Here is a 14,466-nt window from a genome sequence, read left to right as displayed (position 1 = left end):
AAATTGTAGCGCAAAATTCGGTTTCAGGCTGACTATTGTGTATAGAGTTAACCTGTTAATTGCTTACTGATTAATTTTTTCAGTGGTGGTAAATTGTTACTTACGCGTAAAGTTGCATCACGCAACAATTTTACAGGCGCATGGTCGGTTGTGAAGAACGTAACCATCGCATTAGTGCCGTGATACAGTGGGCGTGTGTGCAATTGATGTTTCACGTTGTACATTTCTAATAAGCCTACTTCGCCGATATCTCGTCCTTTTTGCTCGGCTTGCAAAATTAATTTGGCCAAAATGTCGGTACTTTCTAAACCCAAATTGTAACCATGGGCAGTGACGGGGTGCATACCCACTGCCGCATCGCCAATTAACGCGCTGCGTGTGCTGTAAAATTTTTGTGCGTGTACGCCTACTAATGGATAGCTGTGTACCGTGCCTGCACTTTCCATGTTACCCAGTTTGCCTTTAAGCATTTTTTGTGCTTCTTGGGCGAGTTGTTCTGGAGTCATGTCCAGTAATTCGTGTGCGTGCGTATTTTTGATGGTAATCACGCAATTGGTTAAATGTTCTTCCAGTGGCAATAAGGCGAGCGTACGTCCATAGAAAAAACATTCATTGGCGGTGTGTTGGTTTGAGATGGTGTGTTTGGTGCGAAACACAATCACGGTGCGACCAAAATCGTGCATATCTGCCGCAATGCCTAATTGACGGCGAGTTTGTGAGAAACGACTATCTGCTGCTACCAATAATTTAGCAGTTAATTTGTCGCCATTTTCTAATTCAACAATGGCTTGATTGGTACTGGTTTCCACTTTTTTCACGCCCACACCACAGCGCAAATCCACATTGTTCATTTGTGCGACTTCTTCATAAGCAGCACGGCGAATATTGTGATTAGAAATCAGATTACCCAAACGATCGGTTGCGCCACCACGTGCTTTTTTGGGTTCGGGGAAATGCAATGTGTAATCGGACGTGCCATTATAGACTTTGGCATCACGTAGGCGATAGATTTCATTTTCGGGAATGCGTTGCCACATACCTAATTTTTGCATGATTTCGCGAGAGAGATGCGTTAGGGCAATTTCACGCCCATCGTAAGCAGGATTCTGCAGGCTTTCCAATGGGGCTTTTTCAATCACGGTAACGTGTAAACGGCTGTTTTTAAACTGTCTGGCAAATGCCAAACCAGCAGGACCACCGCCCACAACAATAATATCGGTATCCATCGTCAATCCACTCTTTCTATTTAAAATTGAAATTGAATAAGAAAATCATATTATAGTCGTGCCAGTTTGGATTCGTATAGTGTTGATTGGGTTAATGGGTGGATTCAATGGGATTTAGTTTTGATGGGCCCACTCATTTAGATAAAGTATAGTGCTTTAAATTCAAATTAATACAGCATTGCTAACGACCTTATGTAGCAAGTGTACACGTTGGGCATTATCGCCCTATCCTGTTGAACTGAAAACAAACACCACAAATTGGAACACAATAACAAAAATCTAACAACAATTTTAGAATATTAAAGAAAAAGCCTAAACAACTGTTTAGGCTTGTAAAACTTGGTGGGTCGTGAGCGATTTGAACGCTCGACCAACGGATTAAAAGTCCGCTGCTCTACCGACTGAGCTAACGACCCAATAAAGATTAGAATTATATAAATGTATGATTTATTCGTCAAGTAAATTAACACAGCATTTCAATAAATCACTATTTTTGCAACTTATTTTCCAATACAAAAGCGCGAAAAAATCACACCCAACAAATCATCAGCAGTAAATTCACCCGTAATCTCGCTGCACGCCATCTGCGCCAAACGCAAATGTTCCGCCAACAATTCAATCTGATGATGACCACAATCCGCCGCCAAATTTAACTCAAATTGCGCCGTTTCCAACGCATTCAAATGCCGCGTCCGCGCCAAAAACAAGCCTTCGCTTTCGCCTTGCCAGCCAATTTGTGCCAGTAATGCTTGTTTCAGCAAATCCAAACCTGCTCCTGTTTTCGCCGACAATTTAATCAATGTGTCCGCGCCACTTTTCAGGCTGCCTGAAAGATTATCCACGCGTTCGGGTTGTTCGTTTCGCAAATCAATTTTATTTTGAATTTCAATGCGTTTTAGGTTTTCAGGCAGCCTGAAAAGAATCTCTCGCGTGGTTTCATTAACACCATTATCAGGGTCAATCAAAATCAGGGCAATGTCGGCATTTTGAACCGCTTTTTCGCTGCGCTCAATACCAATTTTCTCCACAATATCATTGGTTTGGCGCAAGCCCGCAGTATCAATCATGTGAATGGGAATACCGTCCAATGTGATTTGTTCGCGCACAGTGTCGCGTGTTGTGCCTGCAATATCGGTTACAATCGCCACATCATCGCCTGCTAACGCATTCAACAAACTGGATTTTCCAACATTCGGCGCACCCACCAACACCACCGTCATGCCCTCGCGCAAAATCGCACCTTGTTGAGCATTGGTTAAAATATGAGCCAATTGGTTTTGCAATGCACGTAATTTTCCTTTAGCATCGGCACTCTGTAGAAAATCAATATCTTCTTCGGGAAAATCCAATGTGGCTTCCACCAACATTCGCAGCGTAATCAAATCTTCCACAAGTTGATGAATTTGATTGGAAAACTCACCTTTTAACGACCGAATCGCCATACGCGCTGCCTGTTGGCTAGATGCGTCAATCAAATCCGCTACGCTTTCAGCTTGAGCTAAGTCAATCTTATTATTGAGAAAAGCACGTTTAGTAAATTCACCTGCTTCAGCGATTCGCGCCCCTAACTCCAAACAACGTTGCAACAACATTTGCAAGACAATTTGTCCACCATGCCCTTGTAATTCAATCACATCTTCGCCTGTAAAACTGGCTGGCGCAGCAAAATACAACAACAAGCCATTGTCAATGGTTTTGCCGTGTGCGTCTAAAAAATCGGTATACAACGCGGTGCGTGGTTTGGGGATTTTGCCACCTGTGATGCGTTGAACGAATGGCAATAAGTCTTTGCCAGATAAACGAATAACGCCAACGCCTCCGCGCCCTGATGCGGTGGCGATGGCGGCAATAGTAGGAGAATGTGTGGTATTCATATGAAAATTGCGTAAGGCAGCCTGAAAGTAAACAAGACATCATTATATCAAATTAGCCGAAAAATCCATTAAAATAGCCCGATTTCACACAACAGAAAGACAAAAATATGAAGACACAAGTGCATCTATTTTCAGGTTTTTTGGGAACAGGCAAAACCACTGCCATTCGCAGCCTAATTGAACAAAAACCAGAATCCGAACAATGGCTTATTATTGTGAATGAATTTGGCGAAATTGGCATTGATGGTGCGGTATTATCAGACAATGGTATTCCTGTGGCGGAAATTTCAGGCGGTTGCCTGTGCTGCACAGCAGGCGCACAAATGGGCGACACCGTCAAAAAAATGTTAAAACAAAATCAGCCCCATCGTATGTTGATTGAAGCCAGTGGCTTGGCGCACGCGGCTGGTGTGATTGACGAATTAAAAGCCCCTGAATTTCAAGATAAATTAGACATTGCGGCAGTGTTTACCGTGGTTGATCCACGCCAATTTATTGACCCGAATTATGCCAATCACGCACTTTACAAAGACCAAATTTGCGTATGTGATGTGTTGCTTGCCAGCAAAATTGATTTGTGTACACCCGAACAATTGGCACAATTTCGCGTTCAGGCAGCCCAATTGTTTCCACCTAAATCATTGATTGTAGAAGTAGAAAATTCTCAAGTAAAATTAGAGTGGCTCAACACACCCACCACCGAAAAATCACGTTATCGCATCAAAACGCTGCCTGAAAACACCATGGGTTATCAATCACAAGGTTTCACGTTTCCTGCAGGACGCAATTTTGATGGCGAAAAAATCACTAATTTTTTTAATGAGTTACCTAAATTAGCGCAGGATTTGGTGCGTGCAAAAGGCGTGTTTCAGGTATTGGATACTTGGGTTTGGTTGAATTGGGTTGATGGGCAATGGGGCGCGAATCAGGTTTCATGGCGACGCGACAGTCGTTTTGAATTAATCGCAAAATCGTTTGATACCGATGAAATCGAACGCCGATTAAATGATGCATTGGAAAAAAAATAGCCCACTCTAATAGCCTAAAACCTGAGAACTCATATTCACAGCCAAACGCGATGTCTTTTTGTTGTCCCAGTTGGTGCGAATGTCAGGCAAATTTTATGCCAATAGCATTCCTATTGGCATAAAAGTCAACGCAGCAGGCGTGCTAAATGGGGTAAAAGATATCACGCTTGGCTGTGAATACAGGCTCTGATTTTCAGGCAGCCTGAAAATGAGATAATTTAATTATTTTGTCAATAAAATATTCTTTAATAGCCTAAATGCGTTAAAATAAAACATTTTTAATAAGAAGTATACAAATATGATTACCTTGTCTGTTGATGCGATGGGTGGCGACATTGGTTTAGGCGTTACTGCACCAGCCGCCGCCGCCTTTCTTGCCAAACAAACCGATGCTAATTTGATTATGGTTGGCGATGCACAAAGTATTCACGCGGCTTTAGCGGCAGTAAACGCGCCTTTGAATCGCATTGAAATTATTCATGCCACACAAGTCGTGGAAATGGACGAAGCCCCACAATCCGCATTGAAAAATAAAAAAGATTCTTCTATGCGTGTGGCAATTGAACAAGTGAAAAATGGTAAAGCCCAAGCGGCAGTATCTGCAGGCAATACGGGGGCATTGATGGCAACCGCCCGATTTGTTTTAAAAACACTCAACGGTATTGAACGTCCTGCTATCGCTAAATTTTTGCCCGCACAAAATGGGCATTTGACCTTGATGTTGGATTTGGGCGCGAATGCGGATTGCACCGCCGAACAATTGTTTCAATTTGCAGTGATGGGTAGCGAATTGGTGGCAGCGTTGAAACCTGAAAAAGTGCCAGCACGCGTGGGTTTACTCAACATCGGCACGGAAGACATCAAAGGCACAGAAGCCGTGAAGCAAACGTTTAAATTACTCAAAGACAGTAATTTGAATTTCATCGGCAATATTGAAGGTAACAGCGTATTCACAGGCGAAGTTGACGTTGTGGTCGCGGACGGTTTTGTTGGCAATATTGTGTTGAAAACCATTGAAGGTGCAGTAAAATTCATGGGCAATGAAATCCGAACCGAATTTCATCGCAATCTTTGGACGAAACTGGGCGGCGTGGCTGCCAAACCTGCATTAAACGGATTCAAACAAAAATTAGACCCGCGTCGCTTTAATGGTGCGATTTTTTTGGGTTTGCGTGGTGTGGTGATTAAAAGTCATGGTGGCACGGATGCAGTGGGCTTTGCCTACGCGTTGGAAGAAGCATTCCATGAAGCGCAAGCTGATAGTTTACATAAAATTGAACAAAGTGTTGCTACACAATTAACACAATTTCAAGAGAAAAAAATGCTGGCAGAACAAGCCAGTATGACAGGAAGTGAAGTTTAAACAGCCTGCAAATTTTATTATATTAAGGATAATTCCATGAAACATAAGGCGGCAATATTGCTAATGTGTGTGGTAACCACACTGGCACAAGCACAACATAATGATATTATTGATTTAAATGAAGATACAGATGGCGAACTGGTTGCTAAACAAGTACAAACTTATTATCAGCATCCAGATGTCAAGCACGCATTTGAATTATCAAATCAATTGATTGATTTGCCTGTGTTTGAAACGCAAAGCCAAGCACGTTTGAATACTTGGCTGTGGGGCGCACAAATCATTAAACAACACCCATTTCGTACCCGAAGCTGGTGTAAAAAAATGAAAGAAAAACATCAGCATGCTGATATTGCTCCTTTTTTTCAATTTGCGGATACGTCTTCAGCTAAACGCTGCCTGAAATCGTTGGAACTAACCGAATCGGAACGTTATGAATTATCACAACTTCCTGATTTAAAAGAACCTTTAAATCGTGAATTGTTGTCGCCCAGTGATTTGGACGTGTTGTGGACAACCTTTTTTGCTACAGGTAATCCGCAAGCCATCCACAAATTGGTGGATTTGGTCATTAATCATCAAGCCAATAACCGCAATCAAAATCAAAATTTGACGTATATGGCGGCAAGATGGTCATTACAATCGAATATGAAACAAGATGCTCAAATTCGTAAAATTGTGAATGATTATGTGCGCTCACTTGCGCCAAGCCAGCAACAATTTGCTAAAAACTCATTGGATTTATCTTAGAATCTGTGTTCATAATCTTAATAGTTTGCTTTTATTGCCACTTCATGCGTCTATTGCGTTGGCTTAAAAGCCGCCTTTTATTCGCAAAAATGGTCAAAAAATCAAGTTATCAATCTGACAAACACAGGTTTTTAAATATGTTTTCAGCCTGACAAATTTTCTTAACAAAACCATTCAAATAAATATGCCAACACTTTACCTGATTCCCACACCATTGGGTGCACCAGATGCGCCTTGTTTGCTGCCACATGAATTGGTACAAATTAGTCATCTGACTGATTTTATTGTAGAAGCTGAAAAAACTGCTCGCGCTCATCTCAAGCATTTTGTCAGCACGCCGATTCGTGAATTGAATTTGCAAACACTCAATGAACACACACCAACCAATGATGTTGTCGCATTGTTGCAGCCTTTGCGTGATGGGCGCGACATGGGTTTAGTCAGTGAAGCAGGCTGCCCTGCAATTGCTGACCCTGGCGCACAGGCGGTGGCTTTGGCGCATCGCGAAGGCTTTGAAGTGAAACCATTGGTGGGGGCAACCAGTATTGTGTTGGCGTTGATGGCATCGGGTGCAAATGGGCAAAGTTTCGCTTTTAAAGGTTATTTGCCAGTAGACAAAGATGGGCGTTCAGGCAGCCTGAAAACTTTGGAAATGCGTTCGCGTCAAACCCAAGAAACACAAATTTTCATTGAAACACCCTACCGTAATGACGCTTTATTGGCGGATGCGTTGGCGGTGTTACAGCCTGAAACGCGGTTGTGTGTGGCGTGTGATTTGACGTTGCCCAGCCAGCAAATCATCAGCAAAACCGTCGCCGACTGGCGTAAATTGGCACAATTACCCAATCTGAAAAAACGCCCAGCCATTTTTGTGTTACACGCTGGCTAAAACTGTTGCAAAACTTGTTTTTGATGATTTTAAAATGAATTTTGATTTTTTAGACCGAAACCTTTGCAACCCCTTCAAAAACAAAAATCTTAAAATTTTATCTAATTGATAATTTAGATTTTAATTTCTAGTTTTGATAAAAATAAGGATTTTGCAAAGGTTTCAGGCTGCCTGAATCACGCCAAAATTTTAGAACCTGTATTCACAGCTAACGTAAAATGAATTTCTGTTCCAGTTGGTACGAATGTAAGGCGAATTTTATCTATTGATCTGAAATTCAACGCAACAGACGTACCAACTGGGACAAAAAGACATCGCGCTTGGCTGTGAAACACAGGTTCTTAATCCATCGTCAAAACAACTTTCATGGCATTGTGTTCGGCGGCGTGTTTGAACACGTCATATGCTTGTTCTAACTCACTGAATTTAAAATGATGTGTCAGCATTTTGGTGTAATCCACGCTGCTGGTTGAAATAGCTTTCATTAACATTTCGGTGGTGTTGGCATTAACCAAGCCTGTTGTGATTTTCAAATTTTTAATCCACAATTTTTCCAATTTAAAATCAACAGGTTTTCCGTGAACGCCTACTACTGCCAAATTACCGCCAGCTTTCACAATCTCTTGACACAAGTCCCAAGTAGCGGGTAAACCAACTGCTTCAATCGCTACATCTACGCCATCTTGTCCTACAATATCAAATACTTGTTTAGATACATCGCCTGATACTGGATTAATGGTATGTGTTGCGCCCAATTCTTTGGCCAATTTCAAGCGGTTTTCGTCCATGTCGCACACAATCAGTGTAGCAGGGCTGTACAATTGTGCAGTCAACAACGCCGACATACCCACAGGACCCGCACCCGCAATAAATACCGTGTCGCCTGGTTTGACATCGCCGTATTGCACACCAATCTCGTGGGCAGTCGGTAACGCGTCCGATAATAACAACGCTACTTCTTCATTTACAGAATCAGGTAATACAATCAAGCTATTATCTGCATAAGGTGTACGAACAAATTCAGCTTGCGTGCCATCAATCATGTAGCCCAAAATCCAACCGCCGTTACGACAATGTGAATACAATTGCTGTTTGCAATTGTCGCAAGTGCAGCATTTGGACACACATGAAATGATTACTTTGTCGCCGACTTTGATATTTTTGACACCTGCACCGACTTCTTCAACAATCCCAATACCTTCATGCCCCAAAATACGACCTGCATCAATTTCAGGGTTTTTGCCTTTCCAAATACCCAAATCTGTTCCACAAATAGTGGTTTTCGTAATGCGCACAATGGCATCGGTAGATTCAATAAGGGTGGGTTTAGCATGTTCTTCAAAACGAATGTCATTTTCGCCGTAATAAACCATGGCTTTCATGGAATTGCTCCTATCATATTGATTGAAAAGAAAGGGAAACTGATTAATTTCTTAGAAAATGATTATTCGCTTTTGATGCTTAATTGTCAAAGTAATTTACAGAAAAATTGTTTTATATCAAATTGTTATACAATAACATTACATAGAAATTCACAAAAAGGCTGCCTGAAACCTTGGTGAGTCGTTTCAAATAAAAATTCCCTAGGCGACCACGTCCACCGTGTACGAATAGTACATAAGGACGTAGGTAACGCTAGGGAATGGCAATTTTAATTCACCATATAGTTGTTTCAAATAAAAATAGGACAAGATGACAAAAATCCATTTTACGTTTGCTATGAATACAGGCTCTTAAAAACGCGTTCCTAAACTAATATGCCAACGGAGTTTTTTATCCTGATGACCATACGCTAAATCAAACGAAAATGGCGCAACTGGACTGTACCAACGCAATCCCAAACCCGTACCGTGTTTCCATTTGATGTCTTGGAATGTCTCTGACGTACCGCCCACATCGTGGAATACCGCCACCGCAAATTCTTGCCCCATGAGTTTTTTCTGAATCGGGTATTGATATTCTACACTGGCGACCGCCATGGCTCTTTCAGGCAGCACGGTGTTACTATTTGGGACGCGCCAGCCGATACTGTCCAATTCGTAACCGCGTACTGTACTTGCGCCACCTGTGCGAAACATCAAACTGGTAGGCACTTCGCCATTGACTTCGTCTTTGTTGGTGTAAACGTAGCCGATGTTGCCACGGGTTACCAATGTGCCTAATTTCTTGTTTTCAGGCGTAAAATAATAACCGCCACTCGCCACTCCACGCATCATCATTGCAGACGATAACACTTTTCCTAAAGTTGTCCCCAATTTCACATCAGCATAATAACCATTTTGTGGACGCATTTGGGTTTCTAAATTATGGCGTTTCCACTGTACGGTGAGCATGGTAGCGAAACTTTTGCCCAATTCAATGTTTTCATCAGGAACGCGAGAATCTTCTCCAATAAACTCAATACCATAACGCAATTCCGTGTCATTTTTATCGTGGACATGCCAGACTCCCGAACTGATGGCGCGTTTTTCTAAATTTTGCGTGGTACTGCGGTTATAACTCACATTACTGGTAAAATACTGTCCTTTTGCATCACGTGGTTGGCTAATTCCTAAACCAAATAAGGTTTGATATTTGTCCGCTTCCACTGATACCGAACCCACATAACCACGATTAAATAAATTGTAGTGGTCATAGCTTAATTTGCCGCCCAATCCATATTCGGAATCAAAACTCAAACCAGCTTCAACTTTTTGTCGTTTTACTTCTGACACCGCCACTTTCACAGGTACACGGTCATTCACCATTGCATCAAAATCCGCCTGCACCGATGCGCCAGAATAATGGCTGTCGCTTTCCAAAGCCTGTTGATAATCCAGCAATTTATCTAAATCATACGCATCACCAGCCTTAAAATCCGCCAAACCACTGATGACCGATTGCGGATAACGCTGATTGCCAGAAATTTGCAAATCACCAAAATAAATAGGCTGATGGCTATCCACCATCACATTTAAATCCGCTGTTTGGGTGTTTGGGTTGATGGTAGCTTGCGTTTGCGATAGTCGCGCCAATGGGTATTTTTTCCGCGTTACCGCACCCAACACGGACACCTTACTCGCGCCCCAATCTTCCTGACGAAATTGTGCGCCCACTGGCAATTTCCAGCCACTAAGTGCTTGTTTATAATAGCTAGCTAACGCATTGTCTTGCAAAACATCGCCCACCAAAGCCACGTTTACATTATCAATCACGGTTTGTTTTCCCAAGTTCACATCAACGCGATACCCTTTTTTTTCAGGCTGCGGTGTGATTTGGGTTTTAGCGTTGAAATAGCCTTCGGTACGCACCAAATTTTGGACATCTTTGGGAGTATCTTCTACCAAATAGCTGATTTGCTCATCATCCATTTCTTCACGTTTTTGGTAGCTGATGATGGGTAAATGTTTTTCCAGTAATTCGGTAATTTCTTGTTTTTCTGTATGGACTTTAATAGGATACTTTGGTGTTAATTCTTTTTCCTGAACCATTTCAAGGGCTTCTTGTTTGGCTTCTTGTTCACGGTCTTTTTTCCAAAATTTCCAGCTACGTTTTTTGGGTACAGTGGTATCACTTTGGGTTGTGGATTCTGGGGAATTTTCTTTCAGGCTGCCTGAAGATTTTTGGGTGGATATTTGCGAATCAATTTGCTCGTTATCATTTTGATTATTATTATTTTGAATTTGATTGATGGCATAATCGGCGGTTTCTATGGCGACTTTTGCGCCAGTCGCTTTGAGTAGTTGAGTGTTCACCACATCATCAGCACGAACGCAATATGATTGGAAAACCAACATCAATGCCAAAACAAGTGGGGTGCGGCGAAATTTCATCACAATTCTTTCTCAAACTCAAAATAAAAATATAGTGGACTCAAATAAAAATGATACGAGATGACGACATCCACTGTGTGTGGCAACACGCAGTAGTATTTTTAATTTTAAACGACTATTACAATAACAAAATGGAATCTTGGATTTTAACACAGATAGCATGATTTCAAGACTTCAGGCAGCCTGAAATAAAAAAAGTCCCACAAAAGTGGGACAAACCTAATTGGAGTAAAAAAGGAGTAATTTAAGATGAAACTAAAAATCAAACTCCCACTCGGGAGTTTAAGAATTTTGGTGCCCAGGGTCGGACTCGAACCGACACACCTTGCGGCGGGGGATTTTGAGTCCCCTGCGTCTACCAATTTCGCCACCTGGGCTGGTGGTTCAATGCTTTGTTTTTTGATTTGCGCTGCACTGAAGTTTTGAATTATATAGAATCCACAAAATTTAGCAAGTGCTTTGTATGATTATTTTTCAAATTATTAATTAACTATTTTATTTTTATGAAAATTTATTTTATTTTTTTTCAGGCTGCCTGTTAAGTTTTCTGATTTCGTGTGGAAAAATTTGCAAGATAATTTAGATTTTGCCACAATGGAACACACTTTTATTTTTTATTCTAAATTTTGATGGAGTATGACGATGCGTTTATTTCAATATGTTGGCATGTTATTAGTGGGTTTGGTTTTGGCGGCGTGCGGCAGCAATGGCACCAGTCAAGCCGTGAGAAATGCCCCCAAAGTCGCAGGTTCATGGAAACCGCTGGGCAACGTTAATAACGGTAATATAGTCGTGTCTTACGATGCAGGCAGCCTGAAAAAAAATGGCAATCTAGCGTGGTTGCGCGACCGTAAAATCGTTATTAACCCGCAACGCGAACGATACAGCGATACGCCTTATTTTAAAGTTGCTGTGAGCGATTGGGAATTTAATTGCAAAAATCACAGTTTTCGCTTAACCGCCGTGCAGTTTTTAGACGATAAAGGTAAAATTGTGTCGCAAGAACGCTACACTACCAATCCCATTCCCCCTATGCCCATTCAACGCGGAACAATGGCAGATAGGCAGTTTGCCGTAGCTTGTCGCTAAATAACGCATTTTTGGACTTGCATTTTTTCAATCAATTGATTGGTTGGGCATGATAAAATTACAGATTTTATAAACATTTAATTGTTTCAAAAATTTAAGGAATTATCATGCAAAAGCGTTCTTTAATTTGGGCGGTAATTTTATTACTGCCTGTGGCTCATGCGGGCAATGCCGAACAAGCCAATGAATTGGCAGCCGCACAAATGAATTATCAAAATCTACTCAAAGCGCAAGCCAATGACAGTGCCAGTTTAACCAATTTGCAAGCTCGTTTGAAATCAGCAGAAAAAAAGTTGGAAAATACTCAATTAGAAGTTAATAAATTACGCACTGAATTTATGTTGCGCGAAGAAGTACAATTAACTTATGACGCTAAATTGAAAGATGCAGGTTTGCGATTGAATAAGGCTTGGGAAGCTGTGAATGGTGTGTCCACACCCCAAAAAACCACCAAATCAAATACTAAATCACAAATTATCAAAGATGCGGTAAAAACCAAAACCGCCAAAACCACCGCCGAAGACGTGAAAAATCAAACCACACAGGCTGTGGAAACCAAAACTGAAAAAACTACTGCTGAAGACGTGAAAAATCAAACCACGCAAGCTGTGAAAACCCAAACCCATTCAGCCATAAAATAATTCACACCATAAAAGCAGCCTGAAAAAACTTTCAGGCTGCCTGAATGCTTCTGTTTTACCAATAACTGCGCGATCGTCTCCTGCTCCTTATGCGGACAGCTGCCTTGGGTGCTGATGTAGAGCGTGTTTTGCAGTTTGCGCATGCGGACTCCTTGGGAGTTTGAGCGCGTTTTTAGGGCATGGTTAGGACTACCTAAAATCAGACATCTACATTTATTTGCTAATAATCAAAAGGATCAATTTCATTATTAGGAATAATGTTATCTAATCTATCGAATTCTGCTTGCAAGAAAATAGAAGTGTTCTTCAATATATTTAACATATCCTGACTATTTACCCAGTCGTAATTCCACAAACTTATCTGACTATTATTCAATTCACATATTTTTTCAGAAAACTTAAATTCACTTAAATTATCTTTCAACATTCTTTGCAACCAAATCTGTGCAAATCCTGAATTAGAAATCCTACTTAATTTACTATAAACTAATAAAGACATATGTCTACTATCATCTAATTCTGAAAGTAATTTACTAATGATTGCGCAGCACACTGGTATTACCCTCGGATTATGGTATGCAATATCTGTTGCAATACTAATAAGCTGCTCTATATTACGCACTTTTCCTTGTTTATTTCTAATTCTCTCTATCTGTTTATCAAATTTATTCAATGCGGTATTTAAACTACCAGAATTAGCATAATTGATACTATGCTGTCTAATAAGCAAAAGTTGCTTTTGCAAACTGATTCGATTATTTTGAGGAATAGCCAACCAAGCCAGTTTGTCCTTTTTTATTGATTGAGTAATAACATCTTGGCTTCCTTTTGTTTTACTTGCATTCAGCTTGAAGCCAAACGGCATCATATATTTCAGACAATATTTTTAGAATGCTCTCACCATCATTATGATTACAAACAAAAATTCGATAATCATCACGATAACGTAAGATTTGATAATTCGTTATTTTTTGCTTCTTTAAGAAAACACCTAGAATCCTGTCAATGTAACCCAATATAATTTCAGCGATAAAATCCATTAAAACAGAACCTTGTGGAATGCCGTTTGTTTGCTGGTTTTGTGCATTTTGAATGCTTTTATCAATAAAATTACCTAACAAATTATTGTTTCTATTTGCTTTAGCGATTTTCTTGCCTTCTACCGCCCATGCAATCGAATGCGTATATATTGAACCATAACAGTCTGCCACATCTGTATCAAAAATGTAGTCATATTCCAATGAGAGCAAAATAGACTGCTGTTCTACTTGTGCCCACCAATTTGAAATTTGCTGAGCTTTGTCAGATTGTTGACTATCTGATTGAATGGGTATGCTTAAGCATTTTATTTTTTCATTTTTACTAAACTTCTCAAATCTTGCTTGTAGCTTTTCCCAATTTTCCTGTTCGGTAATTTTATGTACCAATGCCACATATACTAAAGGATTTATAATCTGCAATGGTCTCCATGATAATTTCCCATCTTTATTGGCATATATAAAGATAATTCACATCATCTAAATTCGTCATTTTCTTTTTGTCTGAAAAATCTCCCAACGATTTCCCTGAATATTCATTAGATATTTTCTCTAATAATTCAGAGAATGAAAAATATTTAGGTAAATCAATGTTGCAATAGCTTTCATGTTTCAAAAAGAATTGCCTTGCTTCATTAGCGTTCAGTTCTAAAATGCTTTTTCGACTCATTTATTGTTTATCCCATCATAAAAGTACTTACACATCTATTATTTATTTTTTAATCTTCCCCAAACAACCCCGCCACATACCCCACAC

General features: G+C 40.5%; 14 protein-coding genes and 2 tRNA genes. 6 read left to right on the top strand and 10 right to left on the bottom strand.

Annotated features, from left to right (window positions below; genetic code table 11):
* Nucleotides 1–47: 47 nt before the first annotated feature.
* The 3 genes from ubiM to mnmE form a co-directional block, all read right to left on the bottom strand.
* A complete protein-coding gene (ubiM, locus tag BWP33_RS03240; protein WP_211206396.1) occupies nt 48–1,232 on the bottom strand; it encodes a 5-demethoxyubiquinol-8 5-hydroxylase UbiM in 1,185 nt (394 codons plus the stop codon).
* A 334-nt stretch (nt 1,233–1,566) separates the two neighbouring features.
* Nucleotides 1,567–1,642 (bottom strand) — tRNA-Lys (locus BWP33_RS03235).
* A gap of 84 nt (nt 1,643–1,726) precedes the next feature.
* Entirely contained in the window at nt 1,727–3,100 is a 1,374-nt protein-coding gene (mnmE, locus tag BWP33_RS03230; RefSeq protein ID WP_002642939.1) for a tRNA uridine-5-carboxymethylaminomethyl(34) synthesis GTPase MnmE, read from the bottom strand.
* 107 nt (nt 3,101–3,207) lie between these two features.
* Between mnmE and BWP33_RS03225 the strand changes: the two genes are divergently transcribed.
* The 4 genes from BWP33_RS03225 to BWP33_RS03210 all read left to right on the top strand — a co-directional run bounded on the left by BWP33_RS03225 (nt 3,208) and on the right by BWP33_RS03210 (nt 7,130).
* On the top strand, nt 3,208–4,128 hold the full coding sequence (locus BWP33_RS03225) for a CobW family GTP-binding protein (protein WP_002642940.1): 921 nt from the start codon (nt 3,208–3,210) through the stop codon (nt 4,126–4,128).
* A 298-nt stretch (nt 4,129–4,426) separates the two neighbouring features.
* A complete protein-coding gene (gene plsX / locus BWP33_RS03220; protein ID WP_002642941.1) occupies nt 4,427–5,491 on the top strand; it encodes a phosphate acyltransferase PlsX in 1,065 nt (354 codons plus the stop codon).
* Between the two features lie 36 nt (nt 5,492–5,527).
* Nucleotides 5,528–6,241 carry a hypothetical protein gene (locus BWP33_RS03215; protein WP_002642942.1) on the top strand — a complete coding sequence of 238 codons (714 nt, stop codon included), beginning with the start codon at nt 5,528–5,530 and terminating at the stop codon, nt 6,239–6,241.
* A 184-nt stretch (nt 6,242–6,425) separates the two neighbouring features.
* Nucleotides 6,426–7,130, top strand: coding sequence for an SAM-dependent methyltransferase (locus tag BWP33_RS03210; protein WP_002642943.1), 705 nt, complete (start codon nt 6,426–6,428; stop codon nt 7,128–7,130).
* A gap of 341 nt (nt 7,131–7,471) precedes the next feature.
* Here BWP33_RS03210 and BWP33_RS03205 read toward each other — a convergent pair whose 3' ends face one another.
* The 3 genes from BWP33_RS03205 to BWP33_RS03195 all read right to left on the bottom strand — a co-directional run bounded on the left by BWP33_RS03205 (nt 7,472) and on the right by BWP33_RS03195 (nt 11,319).
* Entirely contained in the window at nt 7,472–8,512 is a 1,041-nt protein-coding gene (locus BWP33_RS03205; protein ID WP_002642944.1) for a zinc-dependent alcohol dehydrogenase family protein, read from the bottom strand.
* 351 nt (nt 8,513–8,863) lie between these two features.
* Nucleotides 8,864–10,942, bottom strand: coding sequence for an autotransporter assembly complex protein TamA (locus BWP33_RS03200; protein ID WP_002642945.1), 2,079 nt, complete (start codon nt 10,940–10,942; stop codon nt 8,864–8,866).
* Nucleotides 10,943–11,234: 292 nt separating this feature from the next.
* Nucleotides 11,235–11,319: transfer RNA gene (locus tag BWP33_RS03195), tRNA-Leu, on the bottom strand.
* A 265-nt stretch (nt 11,320–11,584) separates the two neighbouring features.
* Between BWP33_RS03195 and BWP33_RS03190 the strand changes: the two genes are divergently transcribed.
* Together BWP33_RS03190 and BWP33_RS03185 are read left to right on the top strand one after the other, a co-directional pair.
* Nucleotides 11,585–12,031 (top strand): surface-adhesin E family protein, encoded by a 447-nt coding sequence (locus BWP33_RS03190; RefSeq protein ID WP_002642946.1) that lies wholly within the window; start codon nt 11,585–11,587, stop codon nt 12,029–12,031.
* A gap of 107 nt (nt 12,032–12,138) precedes the next feature.
* Complete coding sequence (locus tag BWP33_RS03185) at nt 12,139–12,672, top strand: hypothetical protein (protein ID WP_002642947.1); 534 nt, start codon at nt 12,139–12,141, stop codon at nt 12,670–12,672.
* Here the strand turns inward: BWP33_RS03185 and BWP33_RS03180 are convergent.
* From BWP33_RS03180 to BWP33_RS12710, 4 genes are all read right to left on the bottom strand, one after another.
* Nucleotides 12,624–12,815, bottom strand: a complete 192-nt coding sequence (locus BWP33_RS03180; protein ID WP_002642948.1) for a hypothetical protein — start codon at nt 12,813–12,815, stop codon at nt 12,624–12,626. The genes BWP33_RS03185 and BWP33_RS03180 overlap by 49 nt on opposite strands.
* Before the next feature lie 77 nt (nt 12,816–12,892).
* Nucleotides 12,893–13,540, bottom strand: coding sequence for a hypothetical protein (locus tag BWP33_RS12720; protein WP_211206398.1), 648 nt, complete (start codon nt 13,538–13,540; stop codon nt 12,893–12,895).
* On the bottom strand, nt 13,506–14,171 hold the full coding sequence (locus tag BWP33_RS12715; protein WP_483409503.1) for an RNA-directed DNA polymerase: 666 nt from the start codon (nt 14,169–14,171) through the stop codon (nt 13,506–13,508). Before BWP33_RS12715 ends, BWP33_RS12720 begins: the two co-directional genes overlap by 35 nt.
* Complete coding sequence (locus BWP33_RS12710; protein WP_002642951.1) at nt 14,158–14,379, bottom strand: hypothetical protein; 222 nt, start codon at nt 14,377–14,379, stop codon at nt 14,158–14,160. Before BWP33_RS12710 ends, BWP33_RS12715 begins: the two co-directional genes overlap by 14 nt.
* Between the last annotated feature and the right edge of the window lie 87 nt (nt 14,380–14,466).

The sequence above is a fragment of the Simonsiella muelleri ATCC 29453 genome, assembly GCF_002951835.1.
GTDB classification, from domain to species: Bacteria; Pseudomonadota; Gammaproteobacteria; order Burkholderiales; family Neisseriaceae; genus Simonsiella; species Simonsiella muelleri.
The sequence above is the reverse complement of the archived record's forward strand: the minus strand, read 5'-3'. Positions and strand labels throughout refer to the sequence as shown.

What these genes read in the sequence shown, in the direction of transcription:
- mnmE (WP_002642939.1), bottom strand. Translation starts at nt 3,100, where the DNA reads ATGAATACCACACATTCTCCTACTATTGCCGCCATCGCCACCGCATCA.
- BWP33_RS03225 (WP_002642940.1), top strand. Translation starts at nt 3,208, where the DNA reads ATGAAGACACAAGTGCATCTATTTTCAGGTTTTTTGGGAACAGGCAAA.
- plsX (WP_002642941.1), top strand. Translation starts at nt 4,427, where the DNA reads ATGATTACCTTGTCTGTTGATGCGATGGGTGGCGACATTGGTTTAGGC.
- BWP33_RS03215 (WP_002642942.1), top strand. Translation starts at nt 5,528, where the DNA reads ATGAAACATAAGGCGGCAATATTGCTAATGTGTGTGGTAACCACACTG.
- BWP33_RS03210 (WP_002642943.1), top strand. Translation starts at nt 6,426, where the DNA reads ATGCCAACACTTTACCTGATTCCCACACCATTGGGTGCACCAGATGCG.
- BWP33_RS03205 (WP_002642944.1), bottom strand. Translation starts at nt 8,512, where the DNA reads ATGAAAGCCATGGTTTATTACGGCGAAAATGACATTCGTTTTGAAGAA.
- BWP33_RS03200 (WP_002642945.1), bottom strand. Translation starts at nt 10,942, where the DNA reads ATGAAATTTCGCCGCACCCCACTTGTTTTGGCATTGATGTTGGTTTTC.
- BWP33_RS03190 (WP_002642946.1), top strand. Translation starts at nt 11,585, where the DNA reads ATGCGTTTATTTCAATATGTTGGCATGTTATTAGTGGGTTTGGTTTTG.
- BWP33_RS03185 (WP_002642947.1), top strand. Translation starts at nt 12,139, where the DNA reads ATGCAAAAGCGTTCTTTAATTTGGGCGGTAATTTTATTACTGCCTGTG.
- BWP33_RS03180 (WP_002642948.1), bottom strand. Translation starts at nt 12,815, where the DNA reads ATGCGCAAACTGCAAAACACGCTCTACATCAGCACCCAAGGCAGCTGT.
- BWP33_RS12720 (WP_211206398.1), bottom strand. Translation starts at nt 13,540, where the DNA reads ATGATGCCGTTTGGCTTCAAGCTGAATGCAAGTAAAACAAAAGGAAGC.
- BWP33_RS12710 (WP_002642951.1), bottom strand. Translation starts at nt 14,379, where the DNA reads ATGAGTCGAAAAAGCATTTTAGAACTGAACGCTAATGAAGCAAGGCAA.